This is a genomic window from Sphingomonas silueang (genome assembly GCF_040049155.1).
GTDB classification, from domain to species: domain Bacteria; phylum Pseudomonadota; class Alphaproteobacteria; order Sphingomonadales; family Sphingomonadaceae; genus Sphingomonas; species Sphingomonas silueang.
This window is the reverse complement of sequence record NZ_JBDZDK010000040.1, coordinates 1-26,092: the sequence shown is the minus strand read 5'-3', so window position 1 is coordinate 26,092 and position 26,092 is coordinate 1. Positions and strand designations below refer to the sequence as shown.

At 64.7% G+C, this 26,092-nt stretch carries 25 protein-coding genes and 2 pseudogenes; 11 read left to right on the top strand and 16 right to left on the bottom strand.

Features of this window, described 5'->3' with window-relative positions:
* The 12 genes and pseudogenes from ABLE43_RS21095 to ABLE43_RS21040 all read right to left on the bottom strand — a co-directional run.
* Positions 1-335 (bottom strand): annotated as a pseudogene (locus tag ABLE43_RS21095) (hypothetical protein); the annotation flags it as partial.
* A complete protein-coding gene (locus tag ABLE43_RS21090; protein WP_348980039.1) occupies positions 319-1,002 on the bottom strand; it encodes a TrbI F-type domain-containing protein in 684 nt (227 codons plus the stop codon). The pseudogene ABLE43_RS21095 and the gene ABLE43_RS21090, both read right to left, overlap by 17 nt.
* The gene (locus ABLE43_RS21085) at positions 995-1,369 is read right to left on the bottom strand and encodes a hypothetical protein (protein WP_348980038.1); all 375 of its coding nucleotides are present in this window, start codon (positions 1,367-1,369) and stop codon (positions 995-997) included. Before ABLE43_RS21085 ends, ABLE43_RS21090 begins: the two co-directional genes overlap by 8 nt.
* A gap of 5 nt (positions 1,370-1,374) precedes the next feature.
* Positions 1,375-3,957: a type IV secretion system protein TraC gene (gene traC, locus ABLE43_RS21080; RefSeq protein ID WP_348980037.1), complete on the bottom strand. Its 2,583-nt coding sequence runs from the start codon at positions 3,955-3,957 to the stop codon at positions 1,375-1,377.
* A gap of 152 nt (positions 3,958-4,109) precedes the next feature.
* Positions 4,110-4,919 (bottom strand): TraV family lipoprotein, encoded by an 810-nt coding sequence (locus ABLE43_RS21075; RefSeq protein WP_348980036.1) that lies wholly within the window; start codon positions 4,917-4,919, stop codon positions 4,110-4,112.
* Complete coding sequence (locus ABLE43_RS21070; RefSeq protein WP_348980035.1) at positions 4,916-5,767, bottom strand: DsbC family protein; 852 nt, start codon at positions 5,765-5,767, stop codon at positions 4,916-4,918. The genes ABLE43_RS21075 and ABLE43_RS21070 overlap by 4 nt, the downstream gene beginning before the upstream one ends.
* Positions 5,754-7,082: a TraB/VirB10 family protein gene (locus ABLE43_RS21065; RefSeq protein ID WP_348980034.1), complete on the bottom strand. Its 1,329-nt coding sequence runs from the start codon at positions 7,080-7,082 to the stop codon at positions 5,754-5,756. The genes ABLE43_RS21070 and ABLE43_RS21065 overlap by 14 nt, the downstream gene beginning before the upstream one ends.
* Before the next feature lie 2 nt (positions 7,083-7,084).
* Complete coding sequence (locus tag ABLE43_RS21060) at positions 7,085-7,900, bottom strand: type-F conjugative transfer system secretin TraK (protein ID WP_348980033.1); 816 nt, start codon at positions 7,898-7,900, stop codon at positions 7,085-7,087.
* The gene (locus tag ABLE43_RS21055; RefSeq protein ID WP_348980032.1) at positions 7,897-8,466 is read right to left on the bottom strand and encodes a type IV conjugative transfer system protein TraE; all 570 of its coding nucleotides are present in this window, start codon (positions 8,464-8,466) and stop codon (positions 7,897-7,899) included. The genes ABLE43_RS21060 and ABLE43_RS21055 overlap by 4 nt, the downstream gene beginning before the upstream one ends.
* Before the next feature lies 1 nt (position 8,467).
* The gene (gene traL, locus ABLE43_RS21050; protein WP_348980031.1) at positions 8,468-8,752 is read right to left on the bottom strand and encodes a type IV conjugative transfer system protein TraL; all 285 of its coding nucleotides are present in this window, start codon (positions 8,750-8,752) and stop codon (positions 8,468-8,470) included.
* Between the two features lie 65 nt (positions 8,753-8,817).
* Positions 8,818-9,099: a hypothetical protein gene (locus ABLE43_RS21045; RefSeq protein WP_425475300.1), complete on the bottom strand. Its 282-nt coding sequence runs from the start codon at positions 9,097-9,099 to the stop codon at positions 8,818-8,820.
* A gap of 164 nt (positions 9,100-9,263) precedes the next feature.
* Complete coding sequence (locus tag ABLE43_RS21040) at positions 9,264-9,584, bottom strand: TrbC/VirB2 family protein (RefSeq protein ID WP_348980029.1); 321 nt, start codon at positions 9,582-9,584, stop codon at positions 9,264-9,266.
* A 445-nt stretch (positions 9,585-10,029) separates the two neighbouring features.
* On the opposite strand from ABLE43_RS21040, the gene ABLE43_RS21035 reads away from it, so the two are divergent.
* The 3 genes from ABLE43_RS21035 to ABLE43_RS21025 all read left to right on the top strand — a co-directional run bounded on the left by ABLE43_RS21035 (position 10,030) and on the right by ABLE43_RS21025 (position 12,904).
* Positions 10,030-10,569, top strand: a complete 540-nt coding sequence (locus ABLE43_RS21035; protein WP_348980028.1) for a hypothetical protein — start codon at positions 10,030-10,032, stop codon at positions 10,567-10,569.
* A gap of 290 nt (positions 10,570-10,859) precedes the next feature.
* Positions 10,860-11,717 carry a replication initiator protein A gene (locus tag ABLE43_RS21030; protein WP_348980027.1) on the top strand — a complete coding sequence of 286 codons (858 nt, stop codon included), beginning with the start codon at positions 10,860-10,862 and terminating at the stop codon, positions 11,715-11,717.
* 407 nt (positions 11,718-12,124) lie between these two features.
* The gene (locus tag ABLE43_RS21025) at positions 12,125-12,904 is read left to right on the top strand and encodes a helix-turn-helix domain-containing protein (protein WP_348980026.1); all 780 of its coding nucleotides are present in this window, start codon (positions 12,125-12,127) and stop codon (positions 12,902-12,904) included.
* A gap of 192 nt (positions 12,905-13,096) precedes the next feature.
* Here the strand turns inward: ABLE43_RS21025 and ABLE43_RS21020 are convergent, their stop codons facing one another.
* On the bottom strand, positions 13,097-13,756 hold the full coding sequence (locus ABLE43_RS21020) for a lytic transglycosylase domain-containing protein (protein WP_348980025.1): 660 nt from the start codon (positions 13,754-13,756) through the stop codon (positions 13,097-13,099).
* A 442-nt stretch (positions 13,757-14,198) separates the two neighbouring features.
* On the bottom strand, positions 14,199-14,384 hold the full coding sequence (locus ABLE43_RS21015) for a hypothetical protein (protein WP_348980024.1): 186 nt from the start codon (positions 14,382-14,384) through the stop codon (positions 14,199-14,201).
* Between the two features lie 259 nt (positions 14,385-14,643).
* Between ABLE43_RS21015 and ABLE43_RS21010 the strand changes: the two genes are divergently transcribed.
* The 3 genes from ABLE43_RS21010 to ABLE43_RS21000 are packed head-to-tail and all read left to right on the top strand — an operon-like array spanning position 14,644 to position 20,037.
* Positions 14,644-14,862: a hypothetical protein gene (locus ABLE43_RS21010; RefSeq protein ID WP_348980023.1), complete on the top strand. Its 219-nt coding sequence runs from the start codon at positions 14,644-14,646 to the stop codon at positions 14,860-14,862.
* Between the two features lie 57 nt (positions 14,863-14,919).
* Positions 14,920-15,780: a DUF7146 domain-containing protein gene (locus ABLE43_RS21005; protein ID WP_348980022.1), complete on the top strand. Its 861-nt coding sequence runs from the start codon at positions 14,920-14,922 to the stop codon at positions 15,778-15,780.
* Positions 15,781-15,819: 39 nt separating this feature from the next.
* Complete coding sequence (locus ABLE43_RS21000; RefSeq protein ID WP_348980021.1) at positions 15,820-20,037, top strand: strawberry notch-like NTP hydrolase domain-containing protein; 4,218 nt, start codon at positions 15,820-15,822, stop codon at positions 20,035-20,037.
* A gap of 6 nt (positions 20,038-20,043) precedes the next feature.
* Here the strand turns inward: ABLE43_RS21000 and ABLE43_RS20995 are convergent, their stop codons facing one another.
* A complete protein-coding gene (locus tag ABLE43_RS20995) occupies positions 20,044-20,562 on the bottom strand; it encodes a Ros/MucR family transcriptional regulator (protein ID WP_348980020.1) in 519 nt (172 codons plus the stop codon).
* Between the two features lie 191 nt (positions 20,563-20,753).
* Here ABLE43_RS20995 and ABLE43_RS20990 point away from each other — a divergent pair, with 191 nt between their 5' ends.
* The 5 genes from ABLE43_RS20990 (at position 20,754) to ABLE43_RS20970 (ending at position 25,759) form a co-directional block, all read left to right on the top strand.
* Positions 20,754-22,985, top strand: a complete 2,232-nt coding sequence (locus tag ABLE43_RS20990) for a ParB/RepB/Spo0J family partition protein (protein WP_348980019.1) — start codon at positions 20,754-20,756, stop codon at positions 22,983-22,985.
* Positions 22,986-23,071: 86 nt separating this feature from the next.
* Positions 23,072-23,986: an ArdC family protein gene (locus tag ABLE43_RS20985; RefSeq protein ID WP_348980018.1), complete on the top strand. Its 915-nt coding sequence runs from the start codon at positions 23,072-23,074 to the stop codon at positions 23,984-23,986.
* 45 nt (positions 23,987-24,031) lie between these two features.
* Positions 24,032-24,625, top strand: a complete 594-nt coding sequence (locus ABLE43_RS20980) for a DUF6927 domain-containing protein (RefSeq protein WP_348980017.1) — start codon at positions 24,032-24,034, stop codon at positions 24,623-24,625.
* A 192-nt stretch (positions 24,626-24,817) separates the two neighbouring features.
* Positions 24,818-25,375, top strand: a complete 558-nt coding sequence (locus ABLE43_RS20975) for a hypothetical protein (protein WP_348980016.1) — start codon at positions 24,818-24,820, stop codon at positions 25,373-25,375.
* Positions 25,376-25,501: 126 nt separating this feature from the next.
* Positions 25,502-25,759 carry a hypothetical protein gene (locus tag ABLE43_RS20970; RefSeq protein WP_348980015.1) on the top strand — a complete coding sequence of 86 codons (258 nt, stop codon included), beginning with the start codon at positions 25,502-25,504 and terminating at the stop codon, positions 25,757-25,759.
* A 221-nt stretch (positions 25,760-25,980) separates the two neighbouring features.
* Here ABLE43_RS20970 and ABLE43_RS20965 read toward each other — a convergent pair.
* Positions 25,981-26,092, bottom strand: a pseudogene (locus ABLE43_RS20965) (IS5/IS1182 family transposase); the annotation flags it as partial.

The following is a 26,092-nucleotide window of genomic DNA, read 5'->3' as shown; positions in this document are numbered from 1 at the left end:
ACTTCCAACTCGTCCAACCTCACAAACCCACGAAACTTAATATACTTTGCGGCAACGCTCAGGCTTTTGTTGACCATTTGTTCCGACTGCCGCTGTCCATATGACAAACCTTGAGGTGCCCCCACATAGTCGCCGCGCGCGGGCACATGCGTCTTGTGGATCACGAACATCCAGTTCGGGAGCGATTCCGAGCTGTTGATGAGCACGCCGTGGGTGTCGCGCCACTCAGCGATCGCGTTGACGCCGAGACCGCCGACGATGAGCAGCGCGACCGCGGCCCACAGGTGCTTGCGTGGCCGCCAACGCTGGTCTGTCGCTTCAACGACCGCTGCCATCGCTGCCTCCAAATACCGTCGCGCTGGCACCGGGGACCAACTGCGCTGTGGGCGGGGCCATGCCCGCCGCCGCCTGAGCCGGTTCGGACGCGCCGAACGGTCCCGCCTGTACCGGCGCACCGGCCACGCCCACCGGGGCGACCGAGACCGGCATGGTGGTCGGAGCCGTCGCACGGGCCGCCTCGACTGCCTGCATCTGCTGCTGCATCTGCGCCGCCGACGCCGGCCGTGGCCGGGGTACGCCGGACGCATAGATCGCGTTCGCGATGCTTGCCGTCACGTCGGGGATGTTCTTCGACAGGACTGCCTCGCCGACCAGCACCACCTCGCCGGTAGCGCCGCGCCGGGTGATCTCGCGTTCGAGGCCCCCCATGAACCCGCGCATCTCGGCTTCCACCCGATCGGGCGGGGCGGCGCTGCGCGCTTGCGCCTGCACATAGTCGCCGACGATGCGTGACAGGTCGGCGCGTACGAACCGCGTCTGCTTGGGGTACAGTACCGCCTGGGTCACCCACAGCGCCCAGACCGCGATCGCGAAACCGAGCGCACAGAGCAGCAGCTGCGGCGCGGTCAGGCCTGCGAAGACCTTGGTGGGCGCATGGCGAACAGCCGGGGCAGTATGGGCCGGCACGTCATCCGCTGCCTGGTTCACGGTCGGATCAGCCACGCTGCACGCCCCCCTGGGCCGGATCGCGCGGGATCAGGGAGCCGCGACGCAGGAACAGGATGGTGGCGAACACGACCAGATGGATGGTCGCGAGCATCGCCTTGAACCGCATAAGCCGGTCCGCGTCGGCCGCGACGTAGCGACTGGCGAAGTTGTCGAGATGCAGCATCGCACCGTCGAGCGAGAAGCTGCCGATCACGAGGAAGAAGAGAACGAAGACCCCCCAGCTCATCAGCAGCGTCGAGGCGAGCAGACCGCTCCAGTGGAGGGCAAGGTACAGCCACCAGCCCCGGTCGCGCGGGAACCGCGTGGTGCCACGGCGATGGATTTGCCGGACCAGGGTGTTGCCTTCGATGGTGATCGACATGGAGGTCACTCCGCTGCGAGCTGGAGCGGTTCGTCGCTTCCCGCGTCGCTCCATTTCTCGGGGTTCTGGGGGTAGGCGACGCGCTCGATCGCGGCGTCCATTGTCAGCCCTTGCGCGACCAGTTCGCGGATCGCGGCAAAGGTGCGCGGCGAGGACGAATAGACGGTTGCCGAATAGGGATCGAGGACGAGGCGGCCGACCGCCAGCGTGTCCGGCCCCTTAATCATCACGTCCGAATATTCGACGCCCTGACGCTTCAGCGAGCGCAGCAGCGCGTCGGTATGATCGTCCATGTCGAAGCGGCCGAGCTTCTTGAAGTCGGCGATCGTCTCCGCCTTCTGCTGGAGGATCACCGACCAGTCGCTGTTCTCGAGCGCCGCGCGGCTGCCGTCCGACTTGTAATAGTCGTTGAGGCTCTGCGTGGCGGTTACGAGGCTCGCGCCGTACTTGCGGCAGGTACGGGCGTAGGTCTCGATGAAGTCGGCCATCGAGCCGCCCTTGAGCATCTGCCACGCTTCATCGAGGAGCAGTGCCTTGGGGATGCCGCGATCGAGGCGACGCATCATCTGTTGCGCCATGAACATGATCGCGGTCAGCGCGACCGCACGCAGCTCCTCGCGCGACGACAGGTCCGACAGTTCGAACACGGTCAGGTCGGCCGAGAGCTGGAACGACACCTCGCCCTGAAAGAACCGGCCATAGGTGCCGCTCCCCGAGAAGGGCCGCATCGAGATGCCGAGATTGATCGCGACCTCGTTGCCGGTCTCCTCGAGCGCGGCGATGATGTCGTCGATCTCGCCGGCACGGCCCTTGGCGGCCCACACCGAATTGACCGCACCGTCGATCAGGCCGCGCTCGAGGTCATCGAGCTTGTCGATATAGCGGGCCATCTGACTGACGATGGCTTTCAGCATCGCGAGGCAGTCGACCAGATAGTCCGGGTCCGCCTCGACCTGCGCCATGTCGATCATCGAGAACGGGTTCAGGCAGAAGCCCGAGGCCATGGTGAACTCGACGAAGCTGCCTCCCTGCAGTTTCGCCGAATGCTCGAACGAACGGCCATCATCGATCACGACCACCCGCGCGCCGGCACCGACGAGCGAGGAGCACAGCTCCTGCAGCGCGACCGACTTGCCGCTGCCGCTCTTGCCGAACACCGCGACATTGTGGTTGCCCGCGCCATTCTCGAACGGCGACCAGAAGAACGGTTGCCCGCGCCTGCCGATCAGCATGAGATGCGGGACCGGGCCGCCGAGATACTCGCCCTGGATCGGGGCGAGGCTCGCTGCTGTCGTGGTCAGCATCGTGCGCAGCCGCTTCATGTTGCGCAGGTCGAACGACAGCCCGTTGGCCATCGTCATCGGCATGGCGGCGAGCAGCCCCTGGATCTGGAGATAGCGGTCGTCGAGCAGGTCCCAACCCGCCGCCCGGTACACCGACTTCAGGATGCGCTCGTTGGCGTCGCCCTTGCCCTTGGGGCTGAAGGAGGTAACCGAAAAGAATCCCTGTACGAGCTTGCGGCCCTGACCGAGCTCATCCTTGACGAAGCGCCATTCCTCGGACTGATCCTTCAGCTGCGGCAGCATCCGCGCCGACTTGCTGTCGCCGAGGCTGGTGGTGCGCATGAACTTGCGCCCGGCGCGCGAACTTTCGCTCTCCGCATCGGTGAACTCGAGACAGAGGTTGGTCGAGATCGGGCAGGGCATGCGCAGCTTGTCGGCGAACATATCGCCGATGAGCTTGGCCATGTCCCACGGTGCCCAGCGCTTGGGCAGGTTGCGTACCGAGAAGGACCGGACGTCGAAGGTGTCGGGGTAGATCTCGCCGATCTCGGGCGCATCGTCGACCACCTTGCCGGTCGGGCGGAAGCGCTCGGTCCGCAGCAGGATGCGGTCGGGTTCGATCCGCATTTCGAGGTCATGCCGTACCGCCTGATCGGCGATAGGGTCGAACGGATTATAGCCGATGGTATCGTCGCCCGGCGCCGTCGTCGGCGAGGTGATGTCGTCGATCCAGGCGATGAGCTGCGCCGGGTCCATCGGCCGTGCGGCGATCCCGATCGATTCCAGCGACGAGATCAGGCCTTCCATGACCGCGATGATCTCCTCCGCGCTCACCCGGCCCGACGATGGGGCCGCGAACGAGATCGCGACGCGGTGCTGGCGCAGCATGAAGGGGGCGGCGTTGCTGAGCGACGTCCACACGCCATCGACCAGATAGGCGGTGCGGTGCTTCGCCATCCGCTCATAGACCCCGCCTGCGGCGTAGCGGGGCACGTACCAGCGCGAGAGCGGCTCGCCGACCCGCGGGCTCATCCAGCCATGGAACTGGAGGCAGCTCGGTGCCGGGATACCGTCCGAGAGGAACTGGGTGAGGATGTCGGCGGTCCGCTCGTCCGCCCCGATCAGCGGGGCGACGTCGAGCACGAACCCGCGCGAGGCGGTGTTGTAGAACAGCTTCGTCTTCGCGTCGTAGCTGCGATAGGGCAGCCAGTGGACGAGACGCGGCACCGCCGTCGTCGGACGCGCGCTGTCGGGCGTGCTGGTATCGCCCAGCACGTTGGTCTGCAGCCAGCGCCAGAAGCTCACCGTTCACCCCCGTCGACGCCGGGGAAGGCTGGGGAACGTACCGTGGGCGCGGGCTTTGCCGCCCGCGCATCCTGTTCGATGCGGGCCGCAGCGCTCCGGATCGCCGGGTTTGCGCCGATCGCTGCGACGGCCTGCCGGCCCTCCGCGCTTGCCTAAGCCGGGATGATCGTCGCCGCAGTCGGCGAACCCTGCGGCCTTGGTGCAGAGAGCGCGGAAGCGTTGAGGGGCGTCGCTGCCGGACCGACCGTCCGAACGGTTGCGTTCGGGGAGAGCGGGCGGACAGGGAGTGCGGGCGTAGGCGAAGGTTGCGCAGTGGCATGGAGCGCGCGCGGACGGGGAGACGTAGTGAGCGTACCCGCCACTTCGCGCTTGATCGCGCCGATCGGGTCGGCAGTTGCCGTGCGGACGTGCGCGCTCGGGCGGGCCGCGCGGGCGGCGTCGATCGCGGCAGCACTCGGCAGATCGGGATCGCCTGCCTCCGGGGCGGGCAGTGCCGCTTCAGCGGCATCGAGCGCGGCCAGTAACGTCGGACCGGTCGCCACTTCGGCGACCTTCACGTTATCCGTCGCAACAGCCTCCCCGGCGCTCGCCTGGCGCCAGTTGCCGGTATCGACGACCGCGTGCACGGTGGACTGCTCGTGCAGCCGTCCCGCCGCGTCGATGTGCGAGAGGAACACGATCCGCAGGACCTTCTCGCCGGTCCGCACAGCGCCGCCTGCGGCGACCAAGAAGGCACGGTCCTGCTGCTGGGGTGCCGGATAGGGGCCGGCGGGCTGGATGAACCGGTCGCCGTCATTGCCCGAGATCATCGCCAGCGCCCGATCGTCGATCACCGACGACGGCGCGCAGATGCCCTCGGGTGCGACGCAGGCGAAGCTGCCCTTCACGTTACCGCCGAGCGTGGCGCAGCCCGACAGGGCGGCACCGCCGACCAGGAGCAGGGTGACGGAGCGGCGCGTCACGACCGGCCTCCCACGATCCAGCGTTCGAGGAACTCCCTGGGCCGATAGCCCTCGATCATCGCGCCGTCGCCACGCACGATCACCGGCGTTCCCTGCAAGCCGTGCTTGCGCGCAAATACTTCGTTGGCATCGAGGCCGGAGGTGTCGCACTTCGCCGACCCCCTGACCGGCTCCCCGGCATAGGCAGCATGGAGCGCCTTCACCCGGTCCCTGGCGCAATAGACGGTGTCGGCGACATCGCGGCTGCCGAGCGTCGAGATCGACCGCTCGATCACCCGCACGTTCATCGTCGCCAGCGTGTTGGTGAGCGCACGGCAATAGCTGCAGCGGAAGTCCGAGAACACCGTGACCGTCGGTCCGCTCGCCTTGCCCCACGCGATTGCCCCCGAGGCGGGCAGTCCGTCGAGGGACAGATACCGCACCGGGGCCGGCGCAGTCGTGCGCGCGGCACCGGGGGCGGGCGGCGCGTCACCCTCGCTGTCGGCGGCTGCCTTGGCGGCCCCGCCGATCAGGGTTTCGGGGCTCATCTCCAGCAGGCGGGCGGCGGTCAGGTCCTGCCGCGTCTCCATGTCGTAGATCCGCCCGACGACGAGGTACCGGCCCGTGCGGTCGACGTAGAACAGGTTCGAACCGGCGGTGACCTCGCACAATCCATCCACTTTGGTGCAATCGACGTTGCTGAGCGTGGTCTTGGGCAGACGCTCCTTCAGCAGCTTGGTGACATTGCGCTCGGGGCGCTGGATGAGATCGGTGGCGAGCGCGCCGCCGGTGATGCCGAGCACGCTCAGGCACACCGCACCGATCCCGATCCGGACGCGCCGCGACAGCTTGCGCTCAGTTGCGGACATGGACACCCTCCAGGAAAATGATCTCGACATCGACGCCGGTCGGCATCTCGATGACGGGCTGATACTGTTCGGCGCGCTCGATCAGATATTTCGAGACCATGTCGCCGGTCTGCGAGACGCCTTCGCCTAGGCCCCCCTGTGCGATTTCGCCGAGCCCCAGTTGCTGGCGCTTGCCACCGACCGAGACGGTCGGCGCGGTCAGGAATTGCTGCGAATTGGCCGAGAAGCCGCGACCGAACCCGCCGACCAGCCCCGCCATGAATGCCTGGCTGATGAGCGAGCCTTCGCGGCTGACCACCCGCCCGCGCACCCCGGTCTTGCCGCCGAACGCGACGAAGCCCTTCACCTCGGAGACCGCGTACCGGCCGCCGGGTTGCGGGCAGGTCATCTTCTGCAGCTTGATATAGACCTTCTCGCTCGACAGCTCGCCGCGCGCCGCGCCGTTGATGAGGCACCCCTGGATACGCGTGGTCAGGAGCTTGCCGTTCTGGAACACCGAGCGCGCCGGACCGGTGACCCGCAGCACCACCGGCAGCGGGTCGGTCTGGCTGCCGACCCCCGCCGCCGCATCTACCCCGACGATGACCTTGGCGGTCGCGATGCTGTTGGGCGGCAGATAGTTGACGCTGTCGGTGAAGACCGTGTTGCCCTTCTCGACCCGCGTCGCGGTGCCGCCGACTTCGCCGAACGAGACCAGCTTTACCTCGTTGATTCGGACCGGGGCGGGCGCGGCGGGCGCAGCCGCAGACGCTTGCGACGGCTGATAGGCACTCGGCCCGCCGGGGCCGTACATCGCACTCGGCCCGGGCGGCGGTGCGGCAGGCGTGGGTGCCTCGTTGATCTGGCGCCGCAGTTGCTCGTTTTCGGTCTGATAGGCGCTCAGGACCCGCTGGCCATCGGCGGCCATGCCGTGGTTCTGCGCCTGTAGCGCCGCGACCTGTGCCGCCAGTTCGTCGACGCGCGTCTGGGTGCCGCCGACCGCCTTCAGCTGGTTCTCCGCCGACTGGAAGCGGTTCTCTGATGCCGCCTGCCATTCCTTGTCCGAGAGGTTGCGGTTGACCATGTCGCTGGTCGACACCTCGACGTCGGTAGCGCCGGTCTTGGTGCCGGTTGCCGTGTCAGTGCCGTTCCCGCTGCCGCTGAACATCCAGAACGATGTGGCAATCAGGCCGACACCGGCGATGCCACCCATCACCAGCTTCTGCTTGCGGTGAACGGCGGTGTTGGCCGCCAGACCATCGGCATCAGGCGCGCCGGTTGCTTCCGGCGCATCGAGGTTCGGGCGATTGCGCGAAAAGGGGTTGCGCAGAGCCATGGTTACTTCCCCTTCGCGGAAACGAGATAGGCGGTGGTGGCCTTGCCGGGCGCAAGGTTCGGCTCGGCGATCGAAACGGCGAGCGCGCTCGCTGGGGCGACGGTCGCCTCCGTCAGCGTGGTCGCGGTGGTGCCGGTGTTCTCGATCCGCAGCACGCGGCCGGTCAGCGTGTCGCCTTGGTATTCGGCGATCATCTGCACCTTCAGATTACCGACATGCACTGGGCGCAGCGAGCGCTGGTGCATCTCATAGGGTGCGGCCACCTTGTTGGCGTACATCGCACGCACCAGCTCGATCGCGGCGTCCTCGGGTGCCGGTGCGGCGGCAACCCGGTTGGCGGCTGCGCCCTCGGCATCGTCTGCCTGGATCGCGGGGTTGGCGATGAACACCTGGACCGCCTCGTCGCCCAAGGGGCGGCACACGAACTTGTAGACATAGCCCCGGCGGGTCGTGGCGAAGAACGACAGCGTTGGGCGCGAATAGCCCTCCGGTACCGAAAGGTAGATGTCACCGCGCACCGGCTCGTTGACGACGCTGAAGTCGCTCGCCGGGTCGCCCGAGTTGATCTTGGAGACCGCGGCGAACGCGTCCTCGACGAGACTGATGCGGGTGAGATCCTTCGACGATGCGTTGCACAGCACCTGTGCCCCGTCCGACACCCGCAGCGTCTGGTCGGTGGCTGCCGACGCAGGGGCTGCGATCATGACGGCAGCGGCGCAGATGAGCGCACCACCGGTCATGCGCCAGAGCATGCAGCGCACGTTTGAGGCAAGCGCGGTGCCGAGCATGGCGCTGCCGATCGCGAGATAGCCGGTCATTCGGCGGTTCCCTTTGCCGCGGGCCGTTCCATGCCGAAGCCGACGAGCTTCAGCGACAGACCCGAATATTCCCAGTCGAACCGGAAGGTCCGCGGCTCGCGCGAGATGACCTGCTGACCCGCGATCGTGGTCATCTCGCCGGTCACCCGCGAGCGGAGTGCGCCGGTATCGATCTCCATCGACTGGATGTTGAAGAACTGCGCGATACTCGATCCGCGTTGCTCGTCGACGATCTTGAGCAGGTCGGCCTTCACCTTGCCTTGCGTGCGCGGCGAGACGATCGCGAGGATCGATTCCATCCAATAGTCGAGGCTGTTCGGCGATCGGTTGAGCGTCAGCAGTGCGACATCGCGCGTGATCTGTTCGAGATAGTCGCGCGACACGCCTGCGCTCGACACCGTGACCGGCGAGCGCAGGACCGGTTGCAGGACGATCTCGCGGCTACGGGTCGCCGACATAAGCAGTAGCAGCGCCACCGCGCCGGCCAGAACGACCGCGACGATGCCGAGCATGTTGCGCTGGCGCAGGATCCGCTGCCCCTGCGTATGCTGATAGGAAAGGTCCATCTCAGCCCACCATCAGACGGAGGTAGGAGGGTGGCGTGGCCCGAAGCGACGGAAACCCGCCTGGTAGGTGCCAATAGGCCAGATGGATCAGCCACGATTCCGCACGCCCAGCTTTTGCTTTTTTTAGTCCCCACCAGCCCGCGAACGCGAGTGCGATGCCGATGAGGATATGCTGGGTAAGGATCCCCCAGGTGAAGGGGATCACCATCGCGAGGAACTCATCGATCGTCCAGAACCCGATGAGTTCGGGGTCATCGAGATGCGACGGGATCGTGTACTTGTCCATGTGCGCCACCCTCCTGGGAGCCACCGGGGCGCGGTGCTGCTACACCGCACCCCGGCGACCGGCGATCAGATCGTGCCTGTCACTGTCGACGTGACGATCGGGATGCCGGTGCCGGCACCGACGCCGACCCCGACCGGGATCGCCACCTGACCGACGCTGAACCGGCCCGAGGCCAGCCCGATGACGCCTCCCGCGAGCGACAACACCGTGATGATCTTGCCCCCCGATCCGGAGAGAAAGGCGGTGAACTTCGCGAGCGCGGTATTGAAAGTAGCGTCGGTCCCGGCGAATGCCGGTCCCGCGCACATCGCCGCCACCCCGACGACGCTCACGGCCGCGAGTGCCATCGTCTCGCGACGGTTGCCTTTGAACGTGTTCTTCATGCGGGTATCCTTCGAGAAACCCATACGGTCCCAAAGGACCGCATGGGCTCGGGATCATCCCTCCCGGTGGAGTGACCCACTCGGAAAGCGAGGCCGGCGGCGCTGCTACACCGCCGGCCCACGGGCGATCAGATCGTGCCCGTGACCGTCGAGGTGACGATCGGGATACCGGTGCCGGCACCGACGCCCACGCCGACCGGGATCGCGACCTGGCCGATCGAGAAACGACCCGAAGCCAGACCGACGATGCCGCCCGCGAGCGACAGCACGGTGATGACCTTGCCGCCCGAACCGGACAGGAAGTTGGTGAACTGCGTCAGCGCAGTGTTGAAGGTGGTGTCGGTGCCGGCGAACGCCGGACCGGCGCACATCGCGGCGACCGCAACCATGCTGACGGCCGCGAGGGCAGCGGTTTCGCGGCGGTTACCCGCGAGGATCTTCGGTTTCATTCGGAGTTTCCCTTCGATGGAATAAAGCGCAAATAATTTCGCGCCGCTCGAAGAGTGCAGTTAATGCGAACCTGCCGTCTAGGCGTATCTCAAATATCAACAGTCTGCGTGGCAGTTCTATGAATTCCTCCTTAAAGTTATGCCTGTATTTCCTCAAAAGGATAGTGTGCTAGATCATATTTGATCCAGATGACACAAGCATGAGTCACGCCGACTCATTTTTGCACCGCAATCGGAAAATGCATTTCCATTGGGAGTGGGACATTTCGATTTTTGACAGGGAACGGTTAGGAAATATTTTGTCCCAAGCAAGATAGCAACGAAAAGGAACCATTTTGGACTGAACCGGGTGCGAAATAAAATTTCATTGAACGAATTTGTTTATAAAAGGTTGCCAACGCATCAATGGTGAATCTATCGGAAGTCTTCCCTTCGGAGATAGAAGATGCATTCGTTCGCAGCCGACTGCGCTTATCGAAAAGCGCCCGAGGCGAATTATAATTCCAACTTAGTCGATACAATCATATTGTACGCTAAAGAAAATCGTATCAGTAAGCGTCAAATTGCAGTCGCTACTGGTATTGATAGAGCCCGTGTCCAAAGGATTCTCTCTGAGAATCATAACGTACGGTATGAAGCCAGATCGTCTGAGCTAAACAGAATTTTAAAAGCTATTGGTATGAGTAGATATGATGCTCTTGTATCGGAAGAGATCAGCGAACTACTCACCGAGCGAGCAGATATGCTGAATCTGCTTCCTTTTCTTTCAAGTATGTTGAACGGGTTAGTGTCAGAGATAGCTAGCGAAATTCAATCTATAGAAGGGATTGAAATAGGCGCGTGTAAAACCGTACACGCTGACGCTATGCGGAAACGGGTCGCAAAGCTGGTGGCTTACGAACTGCGTCGATTTTTTGAACGGCAGGAAGCCCTTTACGCCGACATGGAGCAAGGTGTCACCCGCGCAAGGCTGCATTCGCCGTAAGCCAGTGTGCTGAACGATCAGCCCTTTGAAGGGGTGCGAACACAGGCATACTGCTTCGATAAATGCATTCGTGTTATCGACGACATCCCTGTTATGCGACCGGTGCGTGTGCAGATTCGTGTTATCGACGACACCTCGCATTCTGTGCCAGCCACTTAGTCAGCTGGTTCGATTCGTGTTATCGACGACACCTCTACCCGCGTACAAAGTCAGCTCGTAAGGGTGGATTTCCTCCGAACAGGGAGGTGCGGTTTGGTGTACGATAGCGCAAGCTGAAACGGGTACTGGGTATGAGCGATGTCACTGTTATCCAAGGCGATCTTTTTGCTCTTGATAGCCCATTGCGCGGTAGCGTGCGTGGCGAACGATCCCTCATGGCTTACCCGTTCTTTGCCCTAACCAAGCAAGCTTGGATGACGCCGTTGAAATATGAAACCGATATGGTTTCCATCGAGGTGGGCCCAGGGCCGAAAGGAATTGCTAATATCTACGATAAAGAGGTTTTGCTCTATATCGCTAGTATAATGGCCACTAAGCTTGATAATAACGAAGCAGTAACCCAAGAATTTCATTTTACCGCTCATGACTTATTTAGAGTAACAGGAGTAAGTGGATCAGCAAGGTCGTATAATAGGTTGTTTGAAGCGCTGGAAAGGCTTCAAGGAACTCAAATAAAAACTGATATAGAGACTGGCGGCGAAGGCGAGACAGGATTCTTCTCTTGGCTAGAATCCGCAAAGTTGCAGTATAGTAGAGGAAAATCCGGCGAGAAGCGCTTGAAATCCGTAAAAGTCCGTCTTTGCGATTGGCTATTCCGGGCCATAATGAGGGATAGGCAAGTTCTACAATATGCTCCAACGTACTTTCAGTTGAGCCCTGTTGAGCGCAGGCTGTACGAAGTTGCCAGAGCTTGTTGCGCCGAGAGTGAACTTTTTATAACCATAGGCGATCTCAAACTACAGACCGGGTACCAAAGCTCTGCGCGTCATTTTAAGCAGCAAGTCAAGGACGCTGCGGAACGGAATTCAATTCCTGGATATCGCTTTTCTATTGAACCGTCTGCAACGTCCAATGGGAAAGTAGCACTGGAACTCGTCAGAATCGTACCCGAGCGCCAAGCTTCTATCACTGCCGAGACGCTTGCTTGATTGGAATCGCGGCCGCCTACGGGTGTCGTCAATAACACGAATGGACCGAGCAGGTGTCATCGATAGCACGAATCTTTATCCGCTGGTGTCGTCGATAACACGAATCAATGTCATTTCGGCCGGCCATGAATTGGGGCACGGTGACATCGCCCAATCGGTCGGGCGAACACGTGATGAGGATTCGGCTGTGACCACATAAAGGAAAGCCCGGCACGAAGGCCGGGCATCCCAGGGTTAGATGGAGCGATGTCGCCAAACATCGATCCGGCATCCTTACTGGTGCCCTCCATATAATCCGGAATGAACTGCGGTTCAAGGATGCGCGTTTCGCGCCACGGAATCTTTTTGCCTGGTCCCGGCCTCCGTATGGAGGAAGGTGAATGGGGGTAACGATAGGGAGCGCGGCTTTGGCCGCGATCGCCGGGATGACGCTGCGTCGCGCCCCGGCGAAGTCGGGTGCGCGCCATGGCACCGGCGCGCCGGTGCTCCGCGACAGCATCGAGGCCGGGACGTTCGAGGAGACGTTCTTCGCGGTGCCAGCCAAAGGGGAGACCGACCGGCTGCTGCACGTCGCACGCCGGACGCTGGATGCGGCCAAGCGGCTGCGCCGCGACGAACGCACCGCAGCGAGATCGTTGAGTGCGTCCGAGCGCATCATCGCGCGCCTGACCGCAGGGGCAGTGCGGGTCTATGAGGAGATCCTGACCCTCAGCCGACTGAACCGTGGCAGGGTGTATCCAAGCTACGACCACCTTACGAAGGCCACGGCGCTGGGGCGTGCTACCGTCGCTCGAGCCCTGAAGGTGCTCGAAGCCATCGGCTTCCTTGTCCGGCAGCGCCGGTTCGTTCGCGTGAAGGCTGAAGGGCCGGGGCCTCGGTACGAGCAGACCTCGAACGCCTATCGTCCGCTGCTGCCCTCGCGTGTCCTGTCCTATCTCCCGCGCTGGATGCGGCCCGCACCGCTGCCCGCCGATGAGGTACAGCGCCGTGCCGACCATGCGGGCGAGCTTGGGGGGATGATGGCGTCGCTATCGTGCCGCGAGTTGGCGGAAGTGACGGTTGGCGGCCAACTCGGCAAGATGCTGGCGAAGCTCGGCGCTGCGGTCGACCAGCGTGAGCGTGAGTATCAAAATGATCCTCAACCGCTACCGGAGTCATATAGTAATGGGCGAGTAGAGTTGGCCTAGCCGGCCAACAGGTCACGCCTGCCGACGAAAAACAGAAAACATCACGCGACAAACGAACATCGCCGAAAGATGAGATGTCGGACGCGCCGGCTAAGCCGGCGCGAATGCTCCCCGACGGGATCAAGCGGCTTTCGCTGCGTGCTTCACATCGCGCTCGTTCGATGAAACGTCGGACAGAACGTGGCGTCTCATTTAGAAGGAGGTCACGCTCGACATCGGTCGCGCGGTAGGCGCACGAACGGGCACAGCGGCACTTTGCGGCCCTGTGGCCATGCGCGTCCAGTTGGTCAAAATGTTCGCGACATAGGCACGCGTCTCCGGGATCGCTGGAACGGCCCCGCCGCGAACCCGGCCCGGTCCGGCGTTATATGCGGCAAGCGCCAGATGGATTTGCCCGAACCGGTCGAGCTGCTGGCGCAGATAGCGCGCACCGCCGCGAAGGTTCTGGCCCGGATCATACCGATCGACCCCCAACCCCTGCGCAGTGGCAGGCATCAGCTGCGCCAGCCCGAAGGCGTTCTTCGGCGACATCGCCAGCGAGTTATACCCGCTCTCGCGGAGGATCATCGCGTCGAACAGCCCGACCGGTATGCCATATTCACACGCGACCGCGCTCATCATGCCGAAATAGGCGGCACGTCGCCCCTCCGTTGCACGGTCGAGGAAGCCGCTCGGGTGCCATGCCAGCGGCGTGCAACCGGGGACGAAGGCAGCCGGTTGGGCGACCGTACCTACGTGCATCCAGGCCGGGGCGACGATCGCCGACAGCGCCGCAACCCGCGGGGCCGCCACAGCGGCGAACCGCGCGGTGTTCTCGGTCGCTACGGGTGCCTCCGCGAAAGCCTGTGACATCCGAAACTCGACGTACCGCCGGCTCAGGTCGTGCTCGCGGAATGCAGCCGGCTCGCCGGTGGACACGGGGTCGACCGCTGGAGACGGCGCCGAGGTCATCGCGATCAATTCGACCCGCCTGACCGGCGGTTTCGGGTTCGCCGACGCCATGACAGGTACCAACGTAACGCTGGTTGCTATCGCCAAAACCGCTCGATCTCGCATTTTCGCCCTTCCCCGACCCTTTGGGAAGCAGGGGAATGGGTTGGCGAGAAACTTGTCAACCCCGCCGCATGGGCAGGAATGGCGGTCAAACAAGCTCCAATTCGGCTATTTCGGCGCTGATAATCGATCCGTTTCGACGCGGATCGAACGATCTGCCTTACCAGGTCAGCGAAGCCGCGAACGCACCGACCACCCCGAGCGTTACCGGGGTCGAAAGTAGGTACAGCCGCTGCCACCTTCACCAGAGCCTGGGCAGGAACAGCACCGCCCCTCGGACACTGGTGGCTTGCTGCCAGACACAGTCCTGCCATGCGCCATGGATGGTCACCGTCACCGACAGCACCATTGCGATCGAGCAGCACAGCCCGGCCGCGACGTAGACGGCGATCCAGTTGGCGATCTCGACCGGTGTGAACTGGTTCATTCCGTCGGCCTCCAGACAATCGGTTCAAATCGGATACGATTTAGGTAATCGGTCACCGATCTACCGTTTGAAGCGCTTAACCGTCCCACATAATGCCTCACGAACGATAAACGCTCGGTCTCGGTCCATGCTCCAGCTTCGTCGGCGCATGATGGTTGAGAGAAAAGAGGGAGCGGGAGAGGCGAGCCGGAAATGACTTCCGTGCTTCCGCACGCGAGCGCCGGTCCGCATTCGCATCTTCTCGAAAGTCAGGCGCGATATGCCTCGCTATATCCTGTTCATCCGTCGCCCCGGTTGCAACGACCATGCCGAACAACATCCAACGGAGCAAAGTGCGCTCACCGCGCTGGTCGACCAGGTTCGTAAGGACTGGCCGCAGAACCGCGAATGGACGAGTGATGACGACGCGATCGCGTGGTGGGCTGCGCAGATGCAGGCGACCCATGCGATCGTCCGTGTCGCGGCGACCCAACACTGACGGACAGGCGGGCCGGCCTTTCAGGCTGGCCTACCCGTCGCCGATGGAGCCTTTTCGATGCCCGTTATCGCCCGTTCCCCCGAACCCCACCTCCGCGCCATCGTCGATGCGCTTGGCGGCACCTGGACCGGCTACACCGCAATGTGCCGCTGCCCCGTCCATGCTGACAACACGCCAAGCCTGTCGCTCCGACAGGGCGACCGTGGCATCCTCGTCACCTGCTTCGCCGGCTGCGACCCGGTCGACGTGTTGCGCGCGATAGACGACTTGGCCTTATCAGGCCGACCACCGCCGGCGGTCCCGGTCCACGTCGCTGGTACGGCTAACATCGAACGCCTCTGGGACGAAGCTCGTGACGTCCGCGGTACGCTGGCCGAACGGTATCTCGCCGCACGGTATTTGCTCCCGGCGGTCGAGGATCTTCGGTTTCATCCACGCTGTCCGCTCGGAGCGAAGCCGCTGACCAGGTTTCTGCCCGCGCTGCTGGTCGGGGTTCGGGAGGGCAACCGTCTGGTCGCGTTCCAGCGGATTTTCCTCAAACCCGACGGTAGCGGCTATACCGAAAAAGCGACGCTCGGGACCCTGGGTGGCGGTGCATGGCGCGGCGCTGGCGTCACGGCGACCATCGCGTTTGCCGAGGGGTTCGAGAGTGCCCGCGCCTACGAGCGACTGAAGGGCATTCCCTGCTGGTCGACCTTCGGCACCCGCCGCTTCGATCTGATCGAACTGCCGGACAGCGTGACGACCCTCACCCTTGCGGCGGACCGCGACGCCGAGGGACGCGCCGCGGTGGTGAAGGCGATCCGGCGCTATTGTTCGGACCAGCGGATCATTCGTGTCGACTACCCGCCAGCGGGGTTCAAGGACTGGGCCGAGGTGCTCGCGGCGCAAGAGGAGAGGGGGAAAGCGGCAGGGTGAGCTGTCGGATGTCGGCAGTGGCCCAAAAAGGATCCTGCCATGTCCGACCTGTTCGATACCCCCGCACCGGCACTGGTTGCCGCGCACCGGCTGCGGGATCTGCTCTCGACCAGCGCGCCGGTCTCCCGCGCCGATCTGAACGCGGCGATGCGGGCCGCCGTCGGCGGCAGCGACGCTGACGGCGACTGGAGCCAGCGCGACAGCTTCGACATGCTCGAACATGCGCTCGCGCTGCACCTGCGCACCATGCCGGTGGCGGGGCTGGACGACGTCGCGAACGCGATCGCGCTGATGGAGCGGCTGCCGACCCAGACGGTGCGGAGCGAACAGCAGATCGACCTTCAGCAATTCAGCACCCCCGCCGACATCGCTGCATTGGCCGTGGCGCTGGCCGGGGTCAGGGCCGACGACGTGATCCTCGAACCGAGCGCCGGTAACGGGCTACTGGTCGCCCAGGCTCCGGCGTGCGCGGGCTTGCAGCTGAACGAGATCGACCCCCAGCGCCGCGCACGCCTCGCCGACATCTTTCCGGGCACCCTTATCACCGACCACGATGGCGCGGCGCTGGTGGCGCATCACGCCCACCTTCCGCGCCCGTCGGTGGTGCTGATGAACCCGCCCTTCTCACGCGGCGCCGGCGGGGTTGAGGACCCGCTGGCGGCCGAGCGCCACCTGCTCGCAGCCCTGCGTCGCCTGCGTCCCGGCGGGCGGGCGGTGGCGATCATGCCGGATCGCTTCGCCCCGTCGCCCCGGATGCGTGCGACCTGGGACAAGGTGCTGGCCGGCACGACCGTCCGTACCGCGCTGCGCCTCGATGGCTGCTACGCCAAGCACGGGACCGGGATCGCCGTGCGGCTCTATGTCATCGACAAGGTGGCCGGCGACACCATGACAGCCACCATCGCGCACGACACTGTCGCGGCCTTCCTGCCCGATCTGAGCGTACCGGCGCGAGCCGATATTCTCCTCGAAAGCACGAACGCCGTTGCAACCTCGCGGAAGCCGGTCGCCTCGCTCTTCGGCGCAGCACGATCCGCTCCGGCGGTCGCTCCGCGGACCTTCCGCGCACCTGAGCGCAACAAGGTCCTGCCGGTCGGGTACGCCGCCCTCGAGACGCCCGCGCCGCTCGGCGATCAGGTCGGCGTCTATCTCCCCTACCGGCCAAGCCGTATCCGCTTCGAGACGGCGGGCGAGCATCCGACCGCGCTGGTGGAATCGGTGGCGATGGGCTCTATCCCGGCACCCGTGCCGGGCCATGTCGTGCGTCTGCCCGAGCGCACCGTCACCGACCGCTTGCTGTCGTCGTCGCAGCTCGAGACGGTGGTCTATGCCGGCCATGCGTGGTCGCAGTTCCTGCCTGGCACCTTCCGCGTCGCCGATAAGGGCGTCGCGCTGACGCTCGATCCCGAGGGAAGATCGTATCGCAAGGGCTTCTTCCTCGGCGACGGCACGGGTGCCGGCAAGGGCCGCCAGGTCGCCGCCTGTATCCTCGACAACTGGCTTGCCGGGCGGCGCCGGCACATCTGGGTGACGAGGAACGAACCGCTGCTGGAGGACGCGCGGCGGGATTGGTCGGCGCTCGGCGGCATGGGCGGTGATGTCGTGCCGCTGTCGACGTGGAAGATCGACGGGCGCATCACCCTCGACGAGGGGGTGCTGTTTGTCACCTACCCGATGCTGCGGTCCGGGCGCGGCGACGCGACCCGGCTGCGCCAGATCGTCGAATGGGCCGGTCCCGACTTCGACGGCGTCATGGCGTTCGACGAAGCGCACGAGATGGGCGGCGTCGCCGGCGGTGAGGGCTCGATCTTCGCCAAGGAGGGATCCCAGCAGGGCATCTGCGGCGTGCTCCTCCAGCACCATCTACCGGGTGCCCGCGTCCTCTATGCGTCGGCGACCGGGGCGTCCGAGGTCAACAATCTGGCCTATGCCGTCCGCCTGGGGTTATGGGGGCCGGAGACCGCGTTCGCCGATCGCGAGGCATTCATCTCCGAGATCCGTCAGGGCGGTATCGCGGCGATGGAGCTGGTTGCGCGCGACCTGAAGGCTCTGGGCCTCTATACCGCGCGGGCGCTCAGCTTCGCCGGCGTCGAATATGACGTCCTGCGTCACGAGCTGACCCCCGCCCAGGTCGATATCTACGATGCCTTCGCCGATGCGTGGGCGATCATCCACGCCGACATGGAGTCCGCGCTACAGGTCACCGGGATCGTCGACGAGATGGGCGGCCGGACCCTCAATGCCGGGGCCAAGGCATCGGCGCGCTCGCGCTTCGAGTCCACCAAGCAACGCTTCTTCGGGCAGGTCCTGCTGTCGATGAAGCTGCCCTCGGTGATCGCCGAGACCGAGCGCCACCTCGCGGCGGGGCAGTCGGTCGTCATGCAGCTGGTGTCGACGGCGGAATCGATCCTGACCCGCCGGCTCGACGCGATGACCCCGGAGGAGCGGGCCGAACCGGACCTCTCGCTCTCCCCGATCGAGACGGTCATCGACTATCTGATGCGTGCCTTTCCGACCCGCCAGATGGAGACGTATCGCGACGAGAACGACAACAGCTTCTCGCGACCGATGGTCGATAGCGCGGGCAACCCGGTCCATAATGCCGAGGCACTGGCCGCGCGGGACGCGCTGGTCGAGCAGCTGTGCGCGCTGCCGCCGATCCAGTCGGCGCTCGATGCGATCATCGCCCATTTCGGCACCGACCAAGTGGCCGAGGTTACCGGACGGACCAAGCGGCTCGTACCCTCGAGCGACGGTCGCCAGAAGCTCGAGACCCGCAGCCCGCGCGCGGCGCAGGTCGAGGCAGCGGCGTTCATGGCCGGGACCAAGCGTATCCTCGCGTTCAGCGACGCCGGCGGGACCGGACGCTCCTACCACGCCAGCCTCGATGCGGCGAACCGGCAGCAGCGAGTCCATTTTCTCCTCGAGCCGGGGTGGCGTGCCGACCGTGCGATCCAGGGGCTGGGGCGCACCCACCGTACCCATCAGGCCTCGACGCCGCTGTTCCGCCCGGTCACCACCGACTGCAAGGGAGAGCTGCGGTTCACGTCGACGATCGCGCGGCGGCTCGACACCCTTGGGGCGCTCACCCGCGGGCAACGCCAGACCGGCGGGCAGGGGCTGTTCGACCCGGCCGACAACCTCGAGAGCAGCTACGCCAAGGCCGCGCTGGTGACCTGGTTCCATCTCCTGAACGACGGCAAGCTCAAGAGCACGAGCCTCGCCGACTTCGTGCGACGCACCGGGCTGCGCCTCCATGACGCAGACGGGGTGCTGGTCGAGGATCTGCCGCCGATCCAGCGGTGGCTGAACCGGCTGCTGGCGCTGCCGATCGCGCTGCAGAACGCGATCTTCGACGAGTTCCTGGCGCTGGTCGAGACCCGCGTCGCGGCCGCGCGCGACGCCGGCACCCTGGATGTCGGGGTCGAGAGCATCCTCGTCGACCGTGCGACCGTGATCGAGGACCGGCTGCTGCGCACCGACCCGGGCACGGGGGCGACGTCGCACCTGCTGACGATCGAGATCGAGCGGCGCAAGAGTCCGATCCCGCTCGCCCGCATCCTCAAGATCGCCGACCAGGCGGGCAAGAGCGGCGCGCTGATGCGCAACGCCCGCTCGGGCATGGTGGCGCTGCGGCTGTCGGCGCGCCCGTGGATGGATGCCGAGGGACTGTCGATCCCGCGTATCGAGCTGCAGCGCCCCTGTCGGAGCGAATATATGCGCGCCGACGATCTGTTCGAGAGCGCGTGGGAGCGCGTCGACCGGGCGACATTCGAGGCATGCTGGGCGGCCGAGGTCGCCGAGGCGGCGCAGCAGACCGACGTGGAGACGATCCGCTTGGCGACCGGCTTGCTCCTGCCGATCTGGTCGGCGCTGCCGTCGGATCACATGGCGGTGAACCGCATCGTCGACAAAGAGGGCCGCTCGTGGCTCGGCCGTCTCGTGTTCGAGCAGCATCTGGTGCAGCTCTACGGCAAGCTTGGCCTCGCCAGCGCTGGAGCGATGCCGCCGACCGCGATCGCGCGCGCCGTGCTGTCGGGACAGAACATCGAAGTCGCGCAGCCGTTCGCGATGACGATCCGGCGCGCGCTGGTGAACGGGCAGCACCGGGTCGAACTGATCGACGCCCCTGCTGCCCGTCTGCCATGGCTGAAGTCGCTCGGCTGCTTCACCGAGATCATCCAGTACCGCACCCGCGTTTTCGTCCCCGCCAATGACGCCGAAGCCGTGCTGGCACGGGTTCTCGCCACCGGCTGAGGGACATCAGGCGTCGGTCGTCTCGGTGAACTTGGCGCCGAGGCGTCCGCGCTTGGGTGCCTTGCCCGCAGGCTCGGCCGCAGCGTCCTCCGCCGCCTTCGCGTTCGTCTGACCTGCCTTGCGGCCGAGACCGATCCGCTTGGCCATGTCGCGCCGGCTCTCGCTGTAGCTCTCGGCGACCATCGGGTAGTCGGCCTTCAGGCCATAGCGCGCGCGATACTCGTCCGGCGTCAGCCCATGGCCCGAGAGGTGCCGGCGCAGCGTCTTGTACGGCTTGCCGTCGATCAGGCTGATGATGTGGTCCTTGCTGGCGAGCGATTTGCGCACCGACACCGCCGGGGCGTACTTGGTGGGGGCCTCTTCGACCGGCGCCTCTTGCGTCTCGCCGCCAAGCGCGGTGACGGTCGCGTACATCGACTGCAGGAAGGCGGGCACGTCGTCCGCGGCTACCCGCGTGTTCGGGTTGCCAAGCCACGCGATGGTCAGCTCGGTAGCAAGTTCGACAGCGCTGCTTTCAGTGGTCATCAGATCTTCCAGGTAAATATTGTGGGCCGCATGAACGGGCGCGCAAGGTATAGCCCGTATCGCTCTGCTCTTGATAGCCCGAAACCCTAAGGGATTTGATCTATCCGCGACCACATATGCGGAAAAGAGAGAGGGGGAAGGAAGGATTGTGTCCGGAAATGGCCGGGCAAGAGTGAAGGAAACCTTCCCCCATGATCCAGAGCGTCAAACTCTCGAAGCTGCGGCTGTCGGAAAAGAACGTGCGCAAGACGGGCAATGATCTGATCGAGCGCATGATGGCCAGCGTCGAGGCCAATGGTATTCTCCAGAACCTGCTGATCGCGCCGCTGACCAAGCCGCGCGGCTGCTTCGCGGTCATTGCCGGCAGTCGCCGCTACCGCGCGCTGATGCTGATGGTCGAGCGGGGGATCATCGTCGCCGAGGACTATGACGTGCCGGTCAAGGTGCTGAACGGCGATGACGCCGCACTGACCGAGATGTCGACCGTCGAGAACTTCGAGCGGCTCGATATGTCGCCCGCAGACGAGTGCCGCGCATTCCAGCACTTCCTCGGTGACAGCGGCGATGTCGCGGCGGTGGCCAAGCGGTTCGGCGTCACGATGCGGTTCATCGAAGGACGCCTCCGCCTCGCGGGGCTCGCCGAGCCGATCTTCGACGCGCTGGCGAACGGCACCATCACCCTCGACATGGCCAAGGCCTACGCCTCGACCGCCAGTCACGAGCGCCAGCTCGCCGTCTGGGAGGGCTATGGCCGCAACACCCATGCCAGCGCCGATACCGTCCGCCGCGTCATCGCCAACGAGGCGCTGCGCGCGAATGAGCCGGTCGCACTGCTGGTCGGCCCCGACGCCTATGTCGCGGCAGGCGGGCGGATCGATCGCGACTTCTTCAGCGAAGGCGGCGACAAGTGGCTCGACACCGAGATCGCGCAGCGCCTCGCCGCCACGATGATGGAGGCCGAGGCCAAACGGATCGGCGAGGAACTGGGCCTCGCGTGGATCCGCCCGATCGCGGCGCTGAGCTCGTGGGAAGCGGCGCGCGAGATGCACCGTGTCCATCTGCCGCGCCAGCCCATGTCCAGCGAAGCCCGTGCCCGGGTGGAGGAGATCGACCTGCGGATCGACGCGATCGCCGGCGAGATGAACGGCGAGGACATCGAGGACACCCGCTGGGACGAGCTGGAGAACGAGATCGAGACCCTGACTGCTGAGCGTGAGGTGGTCAGCGCGTGCCCGCGCATCCTGCCCAACGAGCTGCGCGGCCGGCTCGGCACTTTTCTCACCCTCTCGCGCGAGGGGAAGATGGTGGTCGACGACGGCTACTACAGCGAGACCCCGCTGCGCGTGCATGCGGTGGTACAGGAGGATCGGAGCGAGGGACAGGACGGACAGGATGACGATGATGCGGCAACGACCGGCGACGAAACCGCAGCCGCGCCGACGTGGCGGATCGAGGAAGGTCCGGTGTCGCCCGACAAGACCCAGGCCGTGGACCCGGTCGCCGCGGCCCCCGGTGGCAAGGCGCTGAGCCAGACGCTGCAGGACCAGCTGGCGGTCCAGCGGCGCGACGTTCTGGGGGCAGCCCTTCTCGCCGACCCGGCGCTGTCGCTCGACTATATGCTCTTCATGATGGCCGACGGCCGCGAGAACGGCGGGGCGCGCTCGGGTAGCAGCATCCGGGCGGGCCTGCCGCAGGACCCGGTCGCGCGCTCGGCGATGCCGTCGTCGCCGGGGGCGGTGCTGCTCGATGAGGCGCGGGACGGCCTCGATGCCGCATGGTGCGAGCATGACGACGACCTGGTGCGCTTCGAGGCGTTCCGCGCGCTCGCCGATGACGCCAAGCTCGGGTGGATGGCATGGCTGGTGGCGACCTCGCTGGAGGCCAAGGAAGGCTACACGAACAAGCGTAACCGGCTGCACGCCCGGCTCGCGACCCACCTCGACCTCGACGTCGCGGCATGGTGGCGCCCGACCTCGGAGAACTTCTTCGACCGCGTCCCCAAGGGCGCGCTGGTGACGCTGCTCCACGAGGTCGGTGGCCCGGCCCTGTCGTCGCGCCATGCCGCCGCCAAGAAGCCGGACGTCTCGGCATCGTGCCACAAGCTGTTCGCCGGCGAGGCGATCGTCGAGGCCGACGTCAAGCAGGCGGCGCTCGCCTGGCTGCCCGCCGCGATGCGGTTCGACGACACGCCGATCGGTGGCGACGACGATCTGCCGGCACCGGCCGACGTGGCGTCCGAGGATGTCGAACTGGCGGACGACGACCTGCTCGCCGGTGATCTCGACCTGCCCGCCGATATCGATCTGGTTGGCGGGGACCTGCTGGCTGATCCGGAAGACGCCGACCTGCCGGTCGACAACGAGGACGGGGTGGTCGCGAACGACCACAGCGACGGCGGGTACGAGGCCATCGCCGCCGAATAGCATCGGCATCGCATGATCGTCGCCGGCACCATGGGACGAGCTTGGTACCGGCGACTGGTCCACTTTTCGAAACGCGAGGCTCTTCCATGTCCGCTTTGACCCCGCGACCCCGCGATCTTGCGGGTGAGGTGACGCGCGCTATCATCGCCCGGATCGAAGCCGGGGCAGCGCCCTGGCAACGGCCATGGTCGCTCACCGGCGAGGGCGGACGGCCGCTCCGGCACGACGGCACGCCCTACCAGGGGGTGAACTGCCTCTACCTTTGGGCGATCGGGGACATGCGCGGTGTCCGCAGTCGCTACTGGATGACCCGCCGGCAGGCCGAGACGATGGGGGCACGGGTCCGCGCCGGGGCCGAGGCAAGCCTGTCGGTCTATGCCTCGACCTTCCGCAAGGGCGGTCAGCCGGCACTCGGCGGCGGGACCGCTCCCGGACGGCTGATCCGCTTCCTGCGCCACTATGTCATCTACAGCGCCGACGATATCGACGGTCTGCCGGACTGGTATCATCCGCGCGAGATCCCGCCGACACCGTTGCTGCTGTCCGAGCGCCAGGGTCGCATCGACGCCTTCTTCGCGAAAATACCCGCCGAGGTCCGCCATGGCGGTGACCGGGCGTTCTACAGCCCGCTTGGCGACTACATCCAGCTCCCCCGGCCGCAGCACTTCCGCTCGGGCGACGACTATGCCTCGACCCGCGCGCACGAGACGCTGCACTGGTCGGGTGCCCGCTCGCGCCTCGACCGCACGTTCGGGAAGAAGTTCGGCGACCGGGCCTATGCGTTCGAGGAGCTGATCGCCGAGCTTGGAGCCTCCATGCTCTGCGCCGAACTGGGGCTGCCCGCCGGGCTGCGTGACGACCATGCGGGCTATCTTGCCCATTGGCTGGGCGTCCTGCGGACCGACACCTCCGCGATCTTCCTTGCCGCCGCCAAGGCCGAACAGGCGGTCACCTACCTGCGCGGCCTCTCCGGCACGGCACCGATCGTGTTCGCCGCCTGACCATTTGCTCCAGAAGTAAGGAACACCACCATGGGTTGGCTATCGATGAGCCGCTGGCACATGGGGGGACACGAGACCCCCAAGGCCTATCTCGACGCCCAGTTCACCTACGAGCGCGACACCCCCGAAGGGCGTAAGGGGCTGCGGGTGCTGGCCTCCGCCGTCGTCGGCATGCGCACCTACTATGCCGCCGCCCAGGTCACCGTGAACGGCGAGGGCCGCGAGGTTATCGCGGTGGTATGCCTGGTGCGCTGGAACCCGCGCGATGCCGAAAACCTCCATTTCGGATACAAGGACATGGACGAGACCATGGGGCCGTGCGAGGCCGAATGCCCCGAGCGTATCCTGTCGCTGCTCACCCCGACCGATAACGAATACGCGCTACAGTGGCGCCGCCGCTGTCTCGCCAGCCTGCGCCTGAGCGCACGGCCGATGACCGAAGGCATGCGCATCCGTTTCGGCGCGCCGATCGTATTTACGGACGGCTATTCCGGCAGCGACTTCATCGTCGCCAGACGCGGCCGGCAGATCGTGTTCCGCTCCCCCGAGGGTGGCGGCCCCTACCGGATCAGCAATGTCCGCAAGCTCGCGTGGCAACCGGTCCCGGTGACGCAGGTCCATGCGACCCGGTTCAGCTGAACAATAACGTCCTAATCGAAGTCCCGTAGGCTGAGCCGGCGAGGTAGTTGCACCGGCTCGCGGGGATCGACACGGAACCGACCCGCTGTGCCGACTTGCTCGCCCTCAACGGTTGGAGGTTTGATAACTCGGCCTTGCCGTGGCATCCGGTAAACGGGGAAAGCCCACGTTGCATGCAAAATGGGGGGAAACATGCGGCTATTTTTGGCGCTCATTTTATCGGTGATGCCGTGCGCTGCTGTCGCCCAAATGCAACCCGCCGGAGCCGATCGACATTTTCCGGCACCATTTGCAGCAATTTTAAGAAAACTGACCAAAGCGCAGGCGGATAAAATGCAGGCGAGTGCAAACGAGTATTGCAAGCGACTGGATTACGCAGCGATCCCCGATCTATATACCGACATAAGTCATTGTACTTTAATGCAGTCTACCGCAATCGCTAGCGTCGATACCGCCCTTTTTTCATTGGATGATGATACACCAACGAAGTATAGACCAAAGCAAATTAAAAAGTGCTGGGCTATCTACAAAGCCCTTGGCTCGGGGGATGCGGAAAATCTGGATAATTGCTTTGCCGATCTCCAGTACTTTGAACTTCTACAGCGAGTTGCAGGGCCGGAATCAGAGCCCGCGCCGTCAACCCCTTCAAATTACTGTGATCGTGTCGCGCAAGCAGCCGGCGGTTCATACATGATTCTGGAAGAGTGCGTGAAACAGGAAAATGCTTCTCGGCGTCGCCTTGGTCGATAGCTGCCGTGAAAAGGCCGAATTGATGGCGACGATTCGGTCCGTGTGTGATCCCTGTCCTTCTTCATGTTGAGGGTTAGAAGAGGGGACGATCCGCCATATGCGGAAGCCTGTAAACAGTGGGGTGCGATGAACAGGGCTGCTCTAATATTGACGTCGGCGTGCCTGCTGACAGGCTGCGAAAGCCAAGCGGAAAAGGATCGAAAGGCGAAGGTCGATTATGCCACGTACACAGCCGGCGCGTGCGAGCACGCAAAGAGCAACATCGCGATGGTGCAAAGCACGCGCGCAATCATGAACAAGCCGGCGGAGGAAACAGGGCTAGAAGGCTTTGCCAAGACCGTTTGTGCGGAAGCCGACAAGGCCGCGAAAGAAGTCGGGCAGTAGAACTGCGGTGTCATACTTATTACCTGCTTAAGTGGTTCGGGCTTTTCACTGTCTGGTAGCGACTCCCGGGGTCGGGTAAGAGTGTGGTCAAAATCGTACGTTAGGCCCGATGACCGTTCCGACGGTGGTAACCGGCTCGATCAAATCCCATCGATTGCCATAAAGCTCCTCGGAGAGCGCTATGATGCCGTATACCTCGTGCCGATCCAAGCTAGAGGCTGTTATGAACCTGCGGCGAGTGCGGTAGCCTGCTTCATCATGAGGCAGGCGAAGGCGACGACATGAAGTCCTGCGAGTGTTTCGGCATAGCGTTCGTAATCTTTAACGAGGCGC